16 protein-coding genes are annotated in these 16130 nt (G+C 69.0%); 6 read left to right on the top strand and 10 right to left on the bottom strand.

Going from position 1 to position 16130, the window contains the following annotated elements:
* Nucleotides 1–36 precede the first annotated feature (36 nt).
* From EV652_RS13050 to EV652_RS13035, 4 genes are all read left to right on the top strand, one after another.
* Complete coding sequence (locus tag EV652_RS13050) at nucleotides 37–1239, top strand: cysteine desulfurase-like protein (RefSeq protein WP_132209360.1); 1203 nt, start codon at nucleotides 37–39, stop codon at nucleotides 1237–1239.
* 39 nt (nucleotides 1240–1278) lie between these two features.
* On the top strand, nucleotides 1279–2844 hold the full coding sequence (locus EV652_RS13045) for an alpha-amylase family protein (RefSeq protein WP_158441155.1): 1566 nt from the start codon (nucleotides 1279–1281) through the stop codon (nucleotides 2842–2844).
* 71 nt (nucleotides 2845–2915) lie between these two features.
* Complete coding sequence (locus tag EV652_RS13040) at nucleotides 2916–4112, top strand: ROK family transcriptional regulator (protein ID WP_132209358.1); 1197 nt, start codon at nucleotides 2916–2918, stop codon at nucleotides 4110–4112.
* Between the two features lie 9 nt (nucleotides 4113–4121).
* On the top strand, nucleotides 4122–5402 hold the full coding sequence (locus tag EV652_RS13035; RefSeq protein ID WP_132209357.1) for a glycoside hydrolase family 125 protein: 1281 nt from the start codon (nucleotides 4122–4124) through the stop codon (nucleotides 5400–5402).
* Here EV652_RS13035 and EV652_RS13030 read toward each other — a convergent pair.
* From EV652_RS13030 to EV652_RS13005, 6 genes are all read right to left on the bottom strand, one after another.
* Nucleotides 5395–6240 carry a DUF2705 family protein gene (locus tag EV652_RS13030; protein ID WP_132209356.1) on the bottom strand — a complete coding sequence of 282 codons (846 nt, stop codon included), beginning with the start codon at nucleotides 6238–6240 and terminating at the stop codon, nucleotides 5395–5397. The genes EV652_RS13035 and EV652_RS13030 overlap by 8 nt on opposite strands.
* Nucleotides 6230–7147 carry an ABC transporter ATP-binding protein gene (locus EV652_RS13025; RefSeq protein ID WP_132209355.1) on the bottom strand — a complete coding sequence of 306 codons (918 nt, stop codon included), beginning with the start codon at nucleotides 7145–7147 and terminating at the stop codon, nucleotides 6230–6232. Before EV652_RS13025 ends, EV652_RS13030 begins: the two co-directional genes overlap by 11 nt.
* Before the next feature lie 88 nt (nucleotides 7148–7235).
* Entirely contained in the window at nucleotides 7236–7697 is a 462-nt protein-coding gene (locus tag EV652_RS13020) for a hypothetical protein (protein ID WP_132209354.1), read from the bottom strand.
* A gap of 33 nt (nucleotides 7698–7730) precedes the next feature.
* Complete coding sequence (locus tag EV652_RS13015; protein WP_132209353.1) at nucleotides 7731–8396, bottom strand: response regulator; 666 nt, start codon at nucleotides 8394–8396, stop codon at nucleotides 7731–7733.
* Nucleotides 8397–8418: 22 nt separating this feature from the next.
* Nucleotides 8419–9066: a response regulator transcription factor gene (locus EV652_RS13010; protein WP_132209352.1), complete on the bottom strand. Its 648-nt coding sequence runs from the start codon at nucleotides 9064–9066 to the stop codon at nucleotides 8419–8421.
* Nucleotides 9067–9142: 76 nt separating this feature from the next.
* Nucleotides 9143–10294, bottom strand: a complete 1152-nt coding sequence (locus tag EV652_RS13005; protein WP_132209351.1) for a sensor histidine kinase — start codon at nucleotides 10292–10294, stop codon at nucleotides 9143–9145.
* 150 nt (nucleotides 10295–10444) lie between these two features.
* Between EV652_RS13005 and EV652_RS13000 the strand changes: the two genes are divergently transcribed.
* Nucleotides 10445–10873, top strand: a complete 429-nt coding sequence (locus tag EV652_RS13000; RefSeq protein WP_132209350.1) for a DUF6069 family protein — start codon at nucleotides 10445–10447, stop codon at nucleotides 10871–10873.
* Here the strand turns inward: EV652_RS13000 and EV652_RS12995 are convergent.
* The gene (locus EV652_RS12995; protein ID WP_132209349.1) at nucleotides 10870–11568 is read right to left on the bottom strand and encodes a FadR/GntR family transcriptional regulator; all 699 of its coding nucleotides are present in this window, start codon (nucleotides 11566–11568) and stop codon (nucleotides 10870–10872) included. The two genes, EV652_RS13000 and EV652_RS12995, sit on opposite strands and share 4 nt — an antisense overlap.
* A gap of 116 nt (nucleotides 11569–11684) precedes the next feature.
* On the opposite strand from EV652_RS12995, the gene EV652_RS12990 reads away from it, so the two are divergent.
* On the top strand, nucleotides 11685–12902 hold the full coding sequence (locus tag EV652_RS12990) for an alpha-hydroxy acid oxidase (protein ID WP_132209348.1): 1218 nt from the start codon (nucleotides 11685–11687) through the stop codon (nucleotides 12900–12902).
* A 1-nt stretch (nucleotide 12903) separates the two neighbouring features.
* On the opposite strand, the gene EV652_RS12985 is transcribed toward EV652_RS12990, so the two are convergent.
* The 3 genes from EV652_RS12985 to EV652_RS12975 form a co-directional block, all read right to left on the bottom strand.
* The gene (locus tag EV652_RS12985) at nucleotides 12904–14043 is read right to left on the bottom strand and encodes a sensor histidine kinase (protein WP_242001730.1); all 1140 of its coding nucleotides are present in this window, start codon (nucleotides 14041–14043) and stop codon (nucleotides 12904–12906) included.
* Nucleotides 14044–14121: 78 nt separating this feature from the next.
* Complete coding sequence (locus EV652_RS12980) at nucleotides 14122–14760, bottom strand: pyridoxamine 5'-phosphate oxidase family protein (protein WP_132209347.1); 639 nt, start codon at nucleotides 14758–14760, stop codon at nucleotides 14122–14124.
* Nucleotides 14760–16037 carry an MFS transporter gene (locus EV652_RS12975; RefSeq protein WP_132209346.1) on the bottom strand — a complete coding sequence of 426 codons (1278 nt, stop codon included), beginning with the start codon at nucleotides 16035–16037 and terminating at the stop codon, nucleotides 14760–14762. The genes EV652_RS12980 and EV652_RS12975 overlap by 1 nt, the downstream gene beginning before the upstream one ends.
* Nucleotides 16038–16130: the final 93 nt, after the last annotated feature.

Genomic DNA, 16130 nt, shown 5'->3' with positions numbered 1-16130 from the left:
TGGCAGTCGCGGCGGTGTCGGGAGAGGATAACCGCCATGGGTGTCTTCGATGTTGTTGCTGTCCGGAAGCAGTTCCCCGCCCTCGACGAAGGGGCCGCCCACTTCGACGGTCCCGGTGGCTCGCAGACCCCGCAGGTGGTCGCCGATGCGGTCGCCGCCACGATGACGTCGGCCATGGCCAACCGCGGCACACTCACCGCCGCCGAGCGCCGGGCCGACGAGATCGTCGTGGCCGCCCGCGAGGCGACGGCCGACCTGCTCGGCACGGACCCGCAGGGCATCGTGTTTGGCCGCAGCATGACCCAGCTGACGTACGACTTCGCCCGGACGCTCGCGAAGACCTGGGCGCCCGGCGACGAGGTCATCGTCACCCGGCTCGACCACGACGCGAACGTCCGCCCGTGGGTGCAGGCCGCCGAGGCGGTCGGTGCCACGATCCGCTGGCTCAGCTTCGACACCGAGACCTCCGAGCTCGACGACATCGCGCCGCTCCTCAACGACCGCACCCGGCTGGCCGCGGTCACCGGCGCGTCCAACCTCATCGGCACCCGACCCGACACCGCTCGCATCGCCGACCTCGTCCACCAGGCCGGCGCGCTCCTGTACGTCGACGGCGTCCACCTGACCGCGCACGCGCCGATCGACGCGACGTACGCCGACTTCTACGTCTGCTCGCCGTACAAGTTCTTCGGCCCTCATCTGGGCGCGCTCACCGCTTCGCCGGAGCTGCTCGAGACGCTTCGGCCCGACAAGCTCGCGCCGGCGACGGACGTCGTACCGGAACGCTTCGAGCTGGGCACGCTGCCGTACGAGATGCTCGCCGGCACCACCGCGGCCGTCGACTTCCTGGCCGGTCTGGGCGGCACCGGCGCGACCCGGCGCGAGCGACTGCAGAGCTCGTTGCAGCTGGTCGAGGAGCACGAGGACAACCTCCGGGACGTCCTGGAAGCCCGGCTGGCGGCGATCCCCGGCATCACGCTCTACGGTCACGCGGCACGTCGTACGCCGACCTTGCTCTTCACCGTCGAGGGCTGGACGCCGTCTGCGGTCGCAGAGCGTCTCGCGGCGGTGAACGTCAACGCGCCGGCGGGTTCGTTCTACGCCTACGAGCCGGCTCGGCACCTCGGTCTGGGCGCCGCCGGAGCCGTCCGCGTCGGCCTCGCGCCCTACACGGACCAGTCCGATGTCGACCGCCTCCTCGCCGCTGTGGGGAGTCTTGACGCTGTCTCGACCGACTAACTAAAGTCTGTGGGGAAATTCCGTCCGCAAGGGAGTCAGGTGAACGAACCGAGCGCGGTCTTCGTCCAGGTCGGCCCCTCGGACACCCTGACCACAGCCGTCCGCAACGGCGCCACCTGGTCGGCGGCAGGCAGTGAGGTGACCTGGTCCGACGGCACCATCGGCGTCAGTGCGCAGGCCGTCTCCCGAGTCGCCATCCGCTGGTCCGAACCACTGCCCGCCGAGGCCCTGATCCTCGGCGACGCCTGGGAGCGTTCGTACGGCGACCTGCAGTGGCGGCACCAGCAACCCGAGCGGCTGCTGCCGTGGTACTTCCTCGCCCACGACCCACGGACGGGCCAGACCACCGGCTCCGGTGTGAACGTTCAGCCGAACGCATTCTGCTCGTGGACGGTCGACGCGGACGGCTTCACCCTCTGGCTCGATCTCCGCAACGGCGGCGGCCCGACTCAGCTGAACGGCCGCATGCTCACCGCCGCGACCGTCCAGCGGTTCGAAGACGCGGGCACCCCCTGGCTGACGCTGCATGCAGCGGTCGCCGCTATGAGTTCCCGGCTACCGGCGCGACCTGAGCCCGCGCCGGTGGTCGGGGCGAACAACTGGTACTACGCGTACGGCGAGAACTTCGACGAGAAGGCCGTCCTCAAGGACGCCACGACCATCGTCGAACTCGCCGACGGCCACCCGGTCAAACCCTTCAGCGTCGTGGACGACGGCTGGTACCCGGGCGGTAATGCGTCCGGAGGCCCTTGGGACGTCGGCACCCCTGGAGTCTTCGACGACCTGGCCGGAACGGCCGGCGCGATCAAGGAGATCGGTGCTCGCCCCGGTCTGTGGTTCCGACCGCTGCGGGTCCGCGAGCCCAGCCGGTGGGGTCGTGCCGGGGTCGACGACGGCCGTGCACTCGACCCGTCGTACCCGGAAGTGCTCGAGCTGGTCCGCGCGGATCTGCAGCGGTTCAAGGACTGGGGTTTCGAGCTGGTCAAGCACGACTTCAGCACGTACGACGTCTTCGGCCGATTCGGACCGGCGATGGGTTCGGAGCTCACCAACAGCGGTTGGCAGTTCCACGACCCCACGCGGACGACGGCCGAGATCGTGCTGGCGTTTTACCGCGAGATCCGCTCGGCCGCGGAGGAAGTCGTATTGATCGGCTGCAACACCGTCGGCCACCTCGCGGCCGGGCTGGTCGACGTACAGCGGACCGGGGACGACACCTCGGGACGTGACTGGGAGCGGACCCGGAAGATGGGCGTCAACACGCTCGCGTTCCGATTGCCGCAGCACAACCGGTTCTTCGCCGTCGATGCCGACTGCGTCCCGTGCACGCCGCAGACGCCGTGGGAGCTGAACCAGCGGTTCCTCGACCTGGTCGCACGATCTGGTACGGCGCTCTTCGTCTCGGTCGATCCGGCCGCGCGGACCGAGCAGTCGGATCGCGCGTTGAGCGAAGGTATACGGTTGGCGCTCAGTGGTGGGGACGCGTCCGGGATCGAGCCGGCCGACTGGCTGGTGAACACCGCGCCGAACACGTGGCGATCCGGTGACGAGACGATCCACTACGACTGGTCGCGCGCGTGGGGCGCCGACCCGGTTTTACCGTGACATCTGGGGGACTAGTGGCAGCACGCCGGGGGACCAATCTGGATCGTGTCGGTGGTTTCAACGACGCGGTCGTGTTGGACGCCATCCGGCGGACCGAGCGACTCAGCCGGGTGGAGTTGGCCGAGGCGACAGGTCTGTCCGGGCAGGCGATCTCCAACATCATCCGCCGGCTGCTCGACGCCGGTCTCGTCCGCGAGGCGGGCCGGCAGAAGAGCACAGGCCTCGGCAAACCGCGGACCCTGCTCGAGCTCGAGCCGTCCGGCCAGTACGCCGTCGGCGTCCACCTGGACCCGGCCGTCGTGACCGTCGTGGTGCTCGACCTCACCGGCGAGGTGGTTGCCCGGCGCAGCGTCGGCACCCCGTACGCCGACGATCCCGATGTGCTGATCGACAGGATCGTGGCAACGATCGAGGACGTGATCAGCCAGGCCGGGGCGCCGCGCGAGCGCGTGATCGGTGCCGGGATCGCAGCGCCCGGTCCGATCGACGTGGAGCGTGGAGTCGTCGTGGATCCGCCCAACCTGTCGGCGTGGCACCTGGTCCCGCTGCGCGACGAGTTGCGGGAGCGCACCGGCCTCCCGGTGCTGCTCGACAAGGACGTGACCGCTGCGGCCGCCGCCGAGAAGTGGGCAGGTGGCTCGGACCGGCACGGCAGCTTCGTGTTCTTCTACCTCGGCACCGGGATCGGGGCCGGGCTGGTGATCGGCGACGAGGTGGTGCGCGGCTCGTCCAGCAACGTCGGCGAGATCGGTCACGTGATCGTCGATCCCGACGGGCCGGTCTGCTACTGCGGCCGGCGCGGCTGCGTCGGCGAGACGAGCCAGCCGCGGTACCTGGTGCAGCAGGCGGTCCAGGCCGGAGTACTTGCTCAGGGCATCGATCTGGACGACCGCCAGGCAGTGGACGCGGCGTTCGCCCGGCTGTGCTCGGTGGCCGAATCCGGCCCGGGCGTGGCCCGCGAGATCGTTGCCGCTTTGGCCGAGCGGATCGCCAAGGTGGTCGAGGACATCGCGAACCTGCTCGACCTCGAGCGGGTGGTGTTCGGCGGTCCGCACTGGGAGCAACTCGCGCCATTCTTCAGCGACGCCGTCCAGACCGCGCTGAAAGAACGCTTCCTGGTCCGCTCGGTGCATCCGTTCGAGGTCGCCGGTACGGCGCTCGGCGCGGACGTCGGCGCCATCGGAGCCGCCAGCCTGGTGCTCGACCAGACCTTCTCGCCGAACCCGTCGGTACTCCTGCCGGAAGGCCAACTTGTTGCTGAAAGGTGAAGTCTGTTGATGATCGATGCCGAGGTGCTCGCCCGCGCCACCGAGGAGGTACGCCGGGCCACCGGCGACGAGGTGATCGCGGAGATGTTCCGGCGATCGATGGCGGAGAACCTGCCCGCGGTGGCGGAGCGGCTGCCGGACGGGACCACGTTCCTGCTCACCGGGGATATCCCGGCGATGTGGCTGCGCGACTCGGCTGCCCAGCTGCGCCCGTATCTGCTGCTGTGTCCCGAGGACCGTGCCCTGCAGGACCTGCTGATCGGCGTCCTGCATCGCCAGCTGGAGTACGTCGTACTCGACCCGTACGCGAACGCGTTCAACCGGGAGGCGAACGGCGCCGGGCACACCGGCGACGAGATCGAGATGTCGCCGTGGGTGTGGGAACGCAAGTACGAGATCGACTCGCTCTGCTACCCTCTCGAGCTGGCCTACCGGCTCTGGCGGATCACCGGCCGGGCCGACGTGATCGACGAGCGGTTCAAGGCCGCGGCCGAGGCGATCATCGCGTTGTGGACGGTCGAGCAGGATCACGAGAACAGGTCGCCGTACCGGTTCCAGCGGCATGACGACGTACCGACAGACACGCTGGTCCGCGAGGGGCGGGGACGGCTGACCCGGCCGACCGGGATGTCGTGGAGTGCGTTCCGGCCGAGTGACGACGCGACCGAGCTCGGGTTCAACGTGCCCGGCAACATGTTCGCGTCGGTGGTGCTCGGGTATCTGGAGGTGATCGCCACCGAGGTCCTGAAGGACTCAGGGCTGGCCGATCGGGCGAAGGAGCTGAGGGCCGACATCGACGACGGTATCGCCCGGTACGGCACGGTCGAGCACGCTGTCTACGGCCGCGTCTACGCCTACGAGGTCGACGGGATGGGCGAGTCGCTGCTGATCGACGACGCCAACATGCCGAGCCTGCTGTCGATCCCGCTGACCGGGTACGCCGCGGCGGATGATGCGACGTACCTCGCCACCCGTCGGCTGCTGCTGAGTGACGACAACCCGTACTACTTCCGCGGTGAGCATGCTGTCGGGATCGGCAGTCCGCACACACCGCCGAACCAGGTGTGGCCGATCGCCCTTGCTGTGCAGGGTTTGACGAGCACGTCAGCGCAGGAGCGCCAGCAGTTGCTGGAGCTCCTCCGTGACACCACCGGTGGGACGGGTCAGATGCACGAGTCCTTCCACGTCGACGATCCGACCGTCTTTACCCGCGAGTGGTTCTCCTGGGCCAACGCGATGTTCTGCGAGCTGGCATTGGTACATGCAGGGGTACATGCAGGGTTCAGGTGACGTCCCGGCGACGGGTCGTCCAGACCGCCAGTACGGCGAAGATCGCGCAGTAGGCCAGCAAGGTCAGCAGGGCACGTCCACCGCCGACCGCGTCGCGAACCCCGGGTGGCGCGTCGGCGGCCACCATCCCGGTCACGCTGAACACCAGCGAGCCCGCGTTCGTGCCCGGCAACGCGTTGGACACGACGTCCAGATCGGGCAGCAGGCTGCTCACCACACCGGCCAGCAACGTCTCGATCCCGAGGATCCAGACCACGCCGAGCCCGATCGGCAGCGCGACGTTCCGGAAGGCAACGGCCAGGACCGCACCGGCCAGGCACCACATCATCAGCACCAGCCAGCCACCGGCGAGTCCCTCGAGGATGGCCGTCACTCCGGGCCAGTCCATCGAGCCGTCCTCCGCGGCCGCGATCCCGATGCTGCAGAGCGCGCAGGCCGCGAAGATGCCCAGCACCCAGACCGCGATCATGGTCGCCAGTGCGAGGAACTGCGAGGCCAGGACGGTACCGCGTCCCGGGCGCTGGGTGAGGATCGTTTTGAGCGTGCCCCAGGTGTACTCGCCGCCGACCACGATCGCGCCCAGCACCAGCGCGAGCGCGCCGGCGAAGATCGGGTAGCCACCGATCGTGTTGTCCATCACCCGTTCCGGCAGCATCCCGCGCAGGATCTCGCTGCGCGGTACGCCGTCGGTCTGGGGGTTCTCGTCGCCGGTGGCGTAGCCCAGGTACGGCAGTAGGTAGCCGAAGATCAGGCTCAGCACCAGTCCCGCCCCGAACAGCACCCAGACCGCGGAACGCTTGCGGAGCTTGAGCACCTCCGCGCGGTAACTACCCAACATCGGCCTTCTCCTCGCTCGTGAGCTCGAAGAACACGTCCTCGAGAGCGCGTTCCGTGCTGTGCAACTCCGACACCGCGATCCCGGCCTCGACCAATATCCGGTTCACCTCGGCGACCTTCTCCGGCTGCACCTTCACCCGCAGCGTCTCGTCGTACTGGTGCACCGCCCCGGCGCCGAGGAAGTTGGTGAGGATCGACTGCGCCTGCTCCCGCGGTGCGGCCCGGACGACCAGTTCCTGCTCCCCGCGCAGCTCCTCGACGTTGTGCTCGGCAACCATCCGGCCGGAGTTGATGATGCCGACCCGGTCGCAGATCTGCTGCACCTCGCCGAGCAGATGGCTGGACAGCAGCACGGTCCGGCCGCCGGAGCCGAGCTCGCGGATCAGGCGGCGCATGTCCCGCATACCGGCCGGGTCGAGCCCGTTCGTCGGCTCGTCCAGGATCACCAGCTCGGGATCCTTGAGCAGGGCCGCGGCGACGCCGAGCCGTTGCTTCATCCCCAGGGAGTACGTCGAGAAGCGGTCCCGGGCCCGATCGGCCAGGTCGACCAGCTCCAGCACCTCGTCGACCTTCCGCCGGGGCACCTCGGCGTACTCGGCCAGCAGCCGCAGGTTGTCCAGGCCGGACAGGTACGGGTAGAACGCGGGCGACTCGATCATCGACCCGGTTCGCCCGAGTACGTCGGGTTGCCCGGGCGCACCACCGAGCACACGCACGTCACCGCTCGTCGGCGCGATCAGCCCGGTGAGAATCCGGAGGGTCGTCGTCTTCCCGGCACCGTTCGGCCCGAGGAACCCGTAGACCTCCCCGGGAAGGACAGTCAGATCGACACCGTCGACTGCGAGAGTGTCGCCGTAGCGTTTAGTCAGCCCGGTCACCTCGACCAGCGGAGCACCTGTCTCGTTCATACCGTCGAGACTGCCGGTCAAGACCTGGTCCGCGCGTCGTCCGGCAGGAGTCACCGCAGGTACCGCAGCCGGAGTACACGCGGCCGGATCAGCTGCTCGGATTGGACTCGAGTCGCTCGGTCCGTCCGGCGGCCAGCGCGTCGGAAACGTGCTCCACAGCACCACGGATCAGGTCGCCGTACGCGTCATCACCCAACACCCCGAGGCGGTCCCGAGCCCACGCCAGGTGACGCCGAGCCTCCGCAACCTGCCCCAGGCGCCGGTAGTCATCGGCCAGGTTCGCATGCAGCGACGGCAGCATCGCCTCCACCGTGAACGGGACACCTTCGGTCTGCTCGGCCGCTCCGGCCGCCGCCAGCGCTCGGAGGTCCCAGCTCAGCTCGTCAGCGGTTTCGTCCTGCAGATCGGCCAGGTAGTGCGCGACCATGCACCGGGCGAACTGATCGTCACGGGCCTCGTCCCACAGATCGGTCAGCCGGCTCCGCGCGGTGTCGCGCTCACCCTGGCGACCGAGGGCGACAGCGGCAGTGATCTCGTCCAGGAAAGTCATGCCTGGACCCTCCGCCTTCGACCTGGTTGAAGGTCAACCGAGCCAGCCGGGCCGGACCAGGCCCGTCTGATAGGCGACGACGACGAGCTGGGCGCGGTCGCGGACACCGAGTTTGATCATCGCGCGGCTGACGTGGGTCTTCGCGGTCGCCGGGCTGAGCACGAGGCGTTCGGCGATCTCGTCGTTCGACAGCCCTTCGCCGACCAGGGCGACGATCTCCTTCTCCCGGTCGGTGAGGACGTCGAGCTCCTTGCTGGCATGCGGCTGCCGGCTCCGCGTCGCGAACTCCGCCACCAGCCGCCGGGTCACACCGGGGGAGAGGAGCGCATCACCGCGCGCGACCACCCGCACCGCCTGCAGCAGCTCGACCGGCTCGGTGTCCTTGACCAGGAACCCGCTCGCCCCGACCCGCAACGCCTCGAACACGTACTCGTCCAGGTCGAACGTCGTCAGGATCACCACGTGGACGTCGGCCAGCTCCGCGTCGGCGCCGATCTGCCGGGTCGCCTCCAGCCCGTCGGTGCCGGGCATCCGGATGTCCATCAGCACCACATCGGGCTTCTCCGCCCGCGCGACCGCGACCGCCTCGGCGCCGTCCGACACCTCGCCGATCACCGTGATGTCGTCCTCGGCGTTCAGCAACGACCGGAACCCGGCCCGCACCAACGCCTGATCATCCGCCAGCAGCACCCGAATCATGCCGCCCACGCTAGAGCATCCGTCAGGCCAAGCCCGCGTCGTGCGCGAGGAGCGCGATCTGGGTGCGGTTGCCGAGTTCGAGTTTGGTGAGGATGTGCGAGATGTGCGCCTTGACCGTCGCCACACTCATGTACAGCTCGGAACCGATCTGGGCGTTCGACTTCCCCTGAGCCACCGCGAGCACCACGTCGTACTCCCGCGGTGACAGTCGCTTGAGGGCCTCCTGCGCGATCGTGTGTGCGTCCGCCTGGGTCGCGGCCCGGTCCATCAGTCGTCGGGTGATCCCGGGCGACAGAATCGGGTCGCCGGCGGCAACCCGCCGTACGGCGTCGACGATCTGTGCCGGCGGGGTGTCCTTCAGCAGGAACCCGCTCGCCCCGGCGCGCAGGGCGTGCAGCACGTTCTCGTCGGTGTCGAACGTCGTCAGGACGACGACCTCCGGAGGATTGGTCCGGGCCCGCACCCGCCGGGTCGCCACGATCCCGTCCACCCGCGGCATCCGCAGATCCATCAGTACGACGTCCGGGAAGTGCGCATCGACCGCCGCCGGCACCTCGTCCCCGTCGGCCGCCTGGCCGACCACCGCGATACCGTTCGTCCCGTCGAGCATCATCTCCAGGCTCGCCCGGACCAGCGCGTCATCATCGACAACCAATACGCGAATACTCATCCACGTCCTCGCTTCGCTCCGGGCGCGGATGAGGCACAAGATGGGCTGTGTTTGATGATGACCTCGCTCCGCTCGCTCACGACGGCCACGGTAGCGAGGCTTCGAGCCGGAACCCGCCACCGGGCCGCTTCCCGTGATCCAGCGTGCCGCCGGCGAGCTCGACCCGCTCAGTCAGGCCGACCAGCCCGGTACCGCTACCGGGGGTGAGCGAGGTGCCATTCGAACCAGGGTTGGTCAGCTCGATCCGCAGCCCGTCACCTGGCTCCCCGGTCACGCTGACTGTCACCGGATGCCCGGCCGCGTGCTTGCGCGCGTTGGTGAGTCCTTCCTGCACGACCCGGTACGCCGTTCGTCCGGTTGCCGGAGGCAACGTCGTGGGGTCGGTGACCCGGTCGTCGTACGCGATCGTCGTACCGGCTTCGCGGGACTCCTCGACGAGCGCGCGGAGGTCCTGGAAGGTGGGCTGGGGGCGGCCGCCGGGGAGCTCGTCGATCTCGGTGTCGCGCAGCACGCTGATCACCTCGCGCAGTTCGTCGAGCGCCTGGTGGACGCCGGCACGGATCACCCCGGCCGCCTTGGCCAGCTTCTCGGGTGACGAATCGGGCCGGTACTCGAGGGCACCGGCGTACGTCGCCAGGAGTGACAGCCGATGCGCGAGTACGTCGTGCATCTCACGCGCCATCTTGGTGCGCTCGAGCGCCCGCGCCTCGGCCACCCGGCGACCCTGCTCGGCCTCGGCCCGCTGAGCACGCTCGCGGAGTGAGTCGAGCACTTGCTGTCGGGCCTGGGTCCATTGGCCCCAGCCGAGGAGCGCGGCGTGCACGGCGAAGTCGAGGACGGCGAACCAGAAGAAGGGGAGGTTGCCGATCGGCCGCCAGAGCCCCTGAATGAGGTGACCGACTGTCCCCGCCAACGCGATGAGGACCGCCGTACGGAGCGGACGGCGTTGTGCGACGGTCAGCGTGCCGACGGTGGACGGCGGCGTCGCGGCGGGGGAGAGGGCGGCGAGTCCGGCGAGCACGAGCGCGCCCGTCACCGGGCGACGGGCCAGGACGAGAATGAGGCCGGTGGCAACGATCCCGACCGCGATGTCGAGGATCAGCCACTGCCGCTCCGCGCCGTTGGAGTGCCGACCGACGATCGTGGCCGCGGACAACCCACCGACCGCGACGATCGCGATCAGGTCGGCCCAGCGATTCCGGCGTACCGGTGCACAACTCTCCTGCATGCCGCCGACCCTAGGCCGCGACCGCGGTCCGTCACCACCGACCAAAGTCGATGCCTCGCCGACTTCGGATCAGGTCGGCCGAGCCCTGTGGCCGATGCCGCCGGAGCGGGTGATCGGCGACGTTGGGGATCCAACCCTCAGGAGGAACTCATGTCAGTCCAACTCGATGTCCGTCCCATCCGCGTGGAAGGCCGCAGCCGGCTCGCGGTCATCGGAATCACCGTGGTCGCCGCACTCGCAGTGTGGGCGATCCTTGCACCGGTGGCCGGTATCGACCTCGAAGCCATGCAGGGTTCTCGTCAGATCCACGTCGGCGCCGGCTCGGTCTTCTTCGCGTCGGCCGCGATGGCCTTCGCCGGCTGGGGCCTGCTCGCGTTCTTGGAACGCCGCAGCCCCAACGCCCGCAAGGTCTGGACCATTCTCGCCGTGTCCGCCTGCATCCTGTCGCTCGGCAGCCCACTCGTCGGTGGCGTCGGCATCGGCGCCAAGCTCGGCCTGGCCTCGCTCCACCTCATCGTCGGCGCCACAGTCATCCTCGGCCTCCGCCGCACCGCACTATCCGCCACCGAGCGCTGCTAAGGCATATTGAGGCGGGCGGCTTGGTAGAAGCCGCGGATGTGGGCGGTGACCAGGTCGGCGGCGGCGTTCGGTTCGCCGGCCCGGATCGCCTTCAGAATGGCGCGATGCTCGGCCCGCAGCCCAACCGTGGTCGCCTCCCAATCCAGCAGATTGGGTACGGCGGCCAGCACGTAGCCGTGGATCGCCGAACGCAACGACGCCATCACCGCCGCGATCAGTACGTTCCCCGCCAGACCGGACAACGCCACGTGGAACTCTGCGTCGAGCAGATGGAACTCCTCGGGGGACAACCCGGAAGCATCCATCTGGTCGAGCAAGTCCTCCGCGAGCTTCAGCTCACCGCCCTCCACCGGCCGGCCGGCCGCTTCCCGGGCGGCCCACGACTCCAGCAGGATGCGGGTCTGGACGACGTCGCCCATCGGCAGGTGATTGGTTGCCAGGTGCAACCGCAGGACGGCGGTCAGCGGCGACACCGGCTCGGCGACGATCACCGCACCGGCCTCCGGACCGGACCCGGTGGCCGTCCGGACCACGCCCATCGCCTCCAGCACCCGGACCGCCTCCCGCACCGACGGCCGGCTGATCCCCAGCTGCTCGGCCAGCACCCGCTCCCCGGGCAGCCGCTCGCCGATCCGCAGTCGTCCCGCCGCGAGTTCGGCCTCGACCCGATGCAGGACCAGCTCGTAGTTCTTCACGCGCAGCTCCCCATGTGGACGACTCTACCTGTGTGGTCGGACCACAGGCTATGCTGTGGTCCGACCACACGATCAGGTGCCGCCTGGTCACCCTTGCCGGCCGTTCCGGAGTTCTGATGACCGATCGACAGCTGCCCAAATGGTCCGAGCTCAAGCCGCTGCTGCGGCCGAAGCCGATCACGGTGAACGCGACCGACCGCCGGTTGGAGAAGGCGCTCACCATTCCCGACCTGCGCGCGATCGCCAAGCGCCGGACGCCGCGCTCGGTGTTCGACTACACCGACGGTGCGGCCGAGGCGGAGATCAGCCTGCGCCGGTCCCGGCAGCTGTTCGCCGAGATGGAATTGCAGCCGTCGATCCTGCGCAACGTCTCCGACATCGATCTCGGTACGTCGATCCTCGGCGGGCGCTCGGAGCTGCCGTTCGCGTTCGCGCCGACCGGGTTCACCCGGATGATGAACCACGAGGGCGAGAGCGCGGTCGTCAAGGTCGCCGAGCAGATCGGCATCCCGTACGCGCTGTCCACCATGGGGACGACGTCGATCGAGGACGTCGCGGCCGCCGCGCCGGATGCGCGCAAGTGGTTCCAGCTGTACGTGTGGAAGGACCGCGACGCGGGTGAGGACCTGGTGAAGCGGTCGGCCGCGGCCGGGTATGAGGCGCTGATGCTGACGGTCGACGTACCGGTGGCCGGGGCCCGGCTGCGCGACGTACGGAACGGCTTCACCATCCCGCCGTCGCTGACCGCGAAGACGGTGCTGGACGCGTCGCTGCACCCGGCGTGGTGGGCCAACCTACTGACGACGCGGCCGCTGACGTTCGCCTCGCTGTCCAACTGGGACGGTACGGTCGCCGAACTGCTGGACAAGCTGTTCGACCCGACGATGACGATCGACGACCTCAACTGGCTGCGGTCGATCTGGTCCGGCCCGCTGATCGTCAAGGGCATCCAGACCGTCGAGGACGCGCGCCGGGTGGTCGACGCGGGCGCCGACGCGATCGTGCTCTCCAACCACGGCGGCCGCCAGCTCGACCGTGCGCCCACACCGCTGCGCATCCTTCCCGACGTCCGCAAGGCAGTCGGTAGCGACGCCGAGATCTACCTCGACACCGGCATCCTCTCCGGTGCCGACATCGTCGCCGCCATTGCGTTGGGTGCCGACGCCTGCCTGGTCGGCCGTGCCTACCTCTACGGCCTGATGGCCGGCGGTGAACGCGGCGTTGCCCGCGCTGCCGAGATCCTCACCAAGGAGGTCCGCCGCACGATGGCCCTCCTAGGCGTCTCCCGAGTAGCCGACCTCAACCCCTCCCACGTCCGCCTGCCGTCCAGCTGACCTACAGCGGTAGGTGGGCGGTGATGCGCAGGCCGCCGGCGGGGGTGCGGGTGGCGGTGAGGGTGCCGCCGAGGGCGGTGGCTCGTTCTCGCATGCCGATGATGCCGTTGCCCTCCTTGGGAGGACCGGTGAGGGACTGACCGTCGTCGTCCACCTGCAGTACGAGCGCTTGGTCGCCGTACTGGATGCGGATGGTCGCGGCGTTCGCCTTAGCGTGCCGGACGATGTTGGTGAGCGACTCCTGGATGATGCGGAACGCCGCGCGGTCCAGCCCGGTCGGCAACGGGTGTGGATCGCCGTGGACGATGGTGTGAACCTCCAGACCGGCGCGTGACGTCCGGCTGACCAGGTGTTCGAGCCGCTCGAGGCCGGCCACCGGCTGCCGTGGCGCCGACTCGTCCGACTGCCGCAGGATGCCGACGATCGACCGCAGCTCGACCAGCGCTTCCTTGCTCGCGTCCTTGATCGCGGCCAGGGCCGGACCGGCCTGCTCAGGCTGGCGATCGACCAGGTGCAGCGCGGTCGACGCCTGCACGTTGATCAGTGAGATGTGATGCGCGACCACGTCGTGCAACTCCTGCGCGATCCGCAGCCGCTCCTCGCCGGCTTTCCGCAGCTCGGCCTCCCGCCGCGTTCTGGCCGTCGCCGCGGCCCGGTCCCGCTGGGCGCGGAAGAGCTCCGCGGTGAATCCCAGGACGACGAAACATGTGCCGACCAGGAGGATCTGGTACACGCCCTGCTCGTTGATGCCGAGGATCATCCGGCCGCCGACATGGCCGACGTACAGCGTCGCGATGCCGATCCAACCCTGCAGCCGGTGACCGAGGCGGATCACCGAGAAGGCGGCGATCACGAACGAGAAGATGACCGGACCCCAGGGGTACTCCATCAGCATGTAGACGAGCGTCGACCCGACCGTTGCCCACAGCACCGGGACCGGATGGGTCCGGAGCCAGTAGAGCGACACCGACCCGATCAGGAGCAGCACGACCATGAACCAGTCGGGCTCCCGGCGGTCCGGCTGACCGTTGGCGGCGCCGAACGAGCCCACGACCATGAACACGCTGAGCACCACGGGCAGCGCGATCCGCCGTACCCGGGCTCCCCAGGTCGGCGCGGCGATCGGCTCAGTCGTGGTCACAGTACGAAACCGTAGAGGTCCGGGAGGTGGGTGTCATCGTCGCCACGGAGTATCCCGGACTGCTCCCTCCGCGGTAGTTCAGTATTTGACCTGGTAGATCTTCTCCTCGTACGCCGTGCTGTAGTACGCCTCCAGCTCGGCCAGGTCCTCGTCCTTGCGCTCCAGCGCCTTCGAGATCTTCGCCCGGCTCGGCATCGCGTCCGGCTCCCAGGTCTCGGGCTTCCACAGCTGCGACCGCAGGAACGACTTCGAGCAGTGGTGGAAGACCTCCTCGATCTCCACCAGCAGGGCCAGCTGCGGACGGTTGCCCCGGACGATCATCTCGTCGAAGAACGGTGCCTCCTTGACGATCCGGGCCCGTCCGTTGATCCGGAGCGTGTCACCGCGCCCGGGAATGAAGAAGATCAGGCCGACGTGCGGATTGCTGAGGAGGTTGGTGAACCCGTCGACCCGCCGGTTGCCCGCCCGCTCCGGGATGGCGATCGTGCTGTCGTCGAAGATCTTGGTGAACCCGGCCGGGTCGCCCTTGGGGGAGACGTCGCAGGTGCCGTCCGCCGCCGAGGTGGCGATCAGGCAGAACGGCGACGCGGCCAGCCACTGCCGGTCCAGCTCGTGCAACTCCTTGCGGGTCTTGCCCGCGGCGGCAGCCAGTGGTGCCGGCACGATCTCCCGCAGCTCGTCGTACGTCGTGATCTCTACCAGTCCGGGGATCTCCATCAGGCGGCGTTCTCCTCTACCAGCGACGGCAGGGCGTCCTCGTTGACGGCCCTCGTCCGCGCAGCCCATCGTACGGCGGGACCAGTTGCGCAACTGGTACCCAGGAACACTGCACCCACAGCGATCCAGCCGATCGGACCCCACCCAAGGACGACGGTAGTGAGCAGCGCCGGACCGAGCATGCGGGCGATGGCGGGGCCGGTGCCGAAGAAGCCTTGGTACTGCCCCTGCTTGTCGGCCGGCGCCAGTCCGAAGCTGATCTCCCACGCGCCGGAGGCCAGCTTCATCTCGCCCAGCGTCAGAAGTGCTGCACCGCTGATGAGCACGACGGCAGCCGTCGTAGCGCCCATGTCGAAGGCGGAGATGGCGAACACCGCACACGCGGCCAGCATGGCGACTCCGGCGTACCGGACCGAGCGGGTGGCTGTGCGGAGGTCTCGCACGCTGCGTGCGGCCCGCACCTGGAAGAGCGTGACTCCGATCGTGTTGACGATCAGGAGCGACGCTACGACCCAGTCCGGTGCGTCGGTGCGGGTGACGATCCACAGTGGCGCGACCAGGCTGAGGAGAGGCATGAAGAGCAGCATGATCGCGTTCAGCAGCGCGAGTACGGCGTACGGACGGTCGTGCAGTACGGCGAGGCGCGGCTCGCCCTTGACCCTGGTGCTGACTGCGATGCGTGGCACTCGGTGGAGGAGTCGGGCGGCGATCAGGAAGCTGAGGGCGTCGAGTGCGAAGACAGTCAGGTACGCCGTCGCGGTGTCGTAGTGGAGCGCGATACCGCCGAGTGCCGCGCCGACTGCGAGTCCGGCGTTGACTGTGGACTGGAGGAACGCGCGAATGCGGGTGCGCTCGGCTGGATCGACCAGACCGGCGAGGAGAGCCTGCCGGGCGGCGGTGAGGCCGGTTTGGCTGCTGGCGTAGACGATCGCGGCGATCAGGAAGAGCGGGAAGCTCCGCACGACCGTGAACGACCCGACCGAAGCCGCCGTCGTCAACGCCAGGACCACCGCAACCCCGCGGGCGCCCTTCCGATCGGCGAGATTGCCCAGCGGAACACCCACGAGAAACCCGACCAACCAAGCGACTGTGAGGCCTAGCCCGACCTGGGCCGTCGAGAGCCCGACCAGGCGGGTGAAGAACAGCGCACTCGTGACGATGAACGCCCCATCGCCGACCGAGTTGGCGAGCTGCGCCATCGCCAGGTCGCGCGGCGCACCGGCCGGCGGGAGAACGCTGTCGCGTCCGCTGCGGATGCGGTCGATCGTGATGCTCATCGTCGTCTCCCTCGACTCGGTATGTCTTGAGCCTAGGAGCGTGGCGGCCCAGCGGGCAGATCCACTTCAGGACCCAGTTGATGGGCCACTTGC

Source organism: Kribbella steppae (assembly GCF_004342025.1).
GTDB lineage: Bacteria > Actinomycetota > Actinomycetes > Propionibacteriales > Kribbellaceae > Kribbella > Kribbella steppae.
This window is presented reverse-complemented; position numbering and strand designations above follow the sequence as displayed.

Bases quoted from the DNA above. Each gene is read 5' to 3' on its own strand.
- EV652_RS12975 (WP_132209346.1), bottom strand. From the start codon at position 16,037: ATGAGCATCACGATCGACCGCATCCGCAGCGGACGCGACAGCGTTCTC.
- EV652_RS13025 (WP_132209355.1), bottom strand. From the start codon at position 7,147: ATGAACGAGACAGGTGCTCCGCTGGTCGAGGTGACCGGGCTGACTAAA.
- EV652_RS13005 (WP_132209351.1), bottom strand. From the start codon at position 10,294: ATGCAGGAGAGTTGTGCACCGGTACGCCGGAATCGCTGGGCCGACCTG.
- EV652_RS13020 (WP_132209354.1), bottom strand. From the start codon at position 7,697: ATGACTTTCCTGGACGAGATCACTGCCGCTGTCGCCCTCGGTCGCCAG.
- EV652_RS12990 (WP_132209348.1), top strand. From the start codon at position 11,685: ATGACCGATCGACAGCTGCCCAAATGGTCCGAGCTCAAGCCGCTGCTG.
- EV652_RS13015 (WP_132209353.1), bottom strand. From the start codon at position 8,396: ATGATTCGGGTGCTGCTGGCGGATGATCAGGCGTTGGTGCGGGCCGGG.
- EV652_RS13035 (WP_132209357.1), top strand. From the start codon at position 4,122: ATGATCGATGCCGAGGTGCTCGCCCGCGCCACCGAGGAGGTACGCCGG.
- EV652_RS13000 (WP_132209350.1), top strand. From the start codon at position 10,445: ATGTCAGTCCAACTCGATGTCCGTCCCATCCGCGTGGAAGGCCGCAGC.
- EV652_RS13050 (WP_132209360.1), top strand. From the start codon at position 37: ATGGGTGTCTTCGATGTTGTTGCTGTCCGGAAGCAGTTCCCCGCCCTC.
- EV652_RS13010 (WP_132209352.1), bottom strand. From the start codon at position 9,066: ATGAGTATTCGCGTATTGGTTGTCGATGATGACGCGCTGGTCCGGGCG.
- EV652_RS13030 (WP_132209356.1), bottom strand. From the start codon at position 6,240: ATGTTGGGTAGTTACCGCGCGGAGGTGCTCAAGCTCCGCAAGCGTTCC.
- EV652_RS12980 (WP_132209347.1), bottom strand. From the start codon at position 14,760: ATGGAGATCCCCGGACTGGTAGAGATCACGACGTACGACGAGCTGCGG.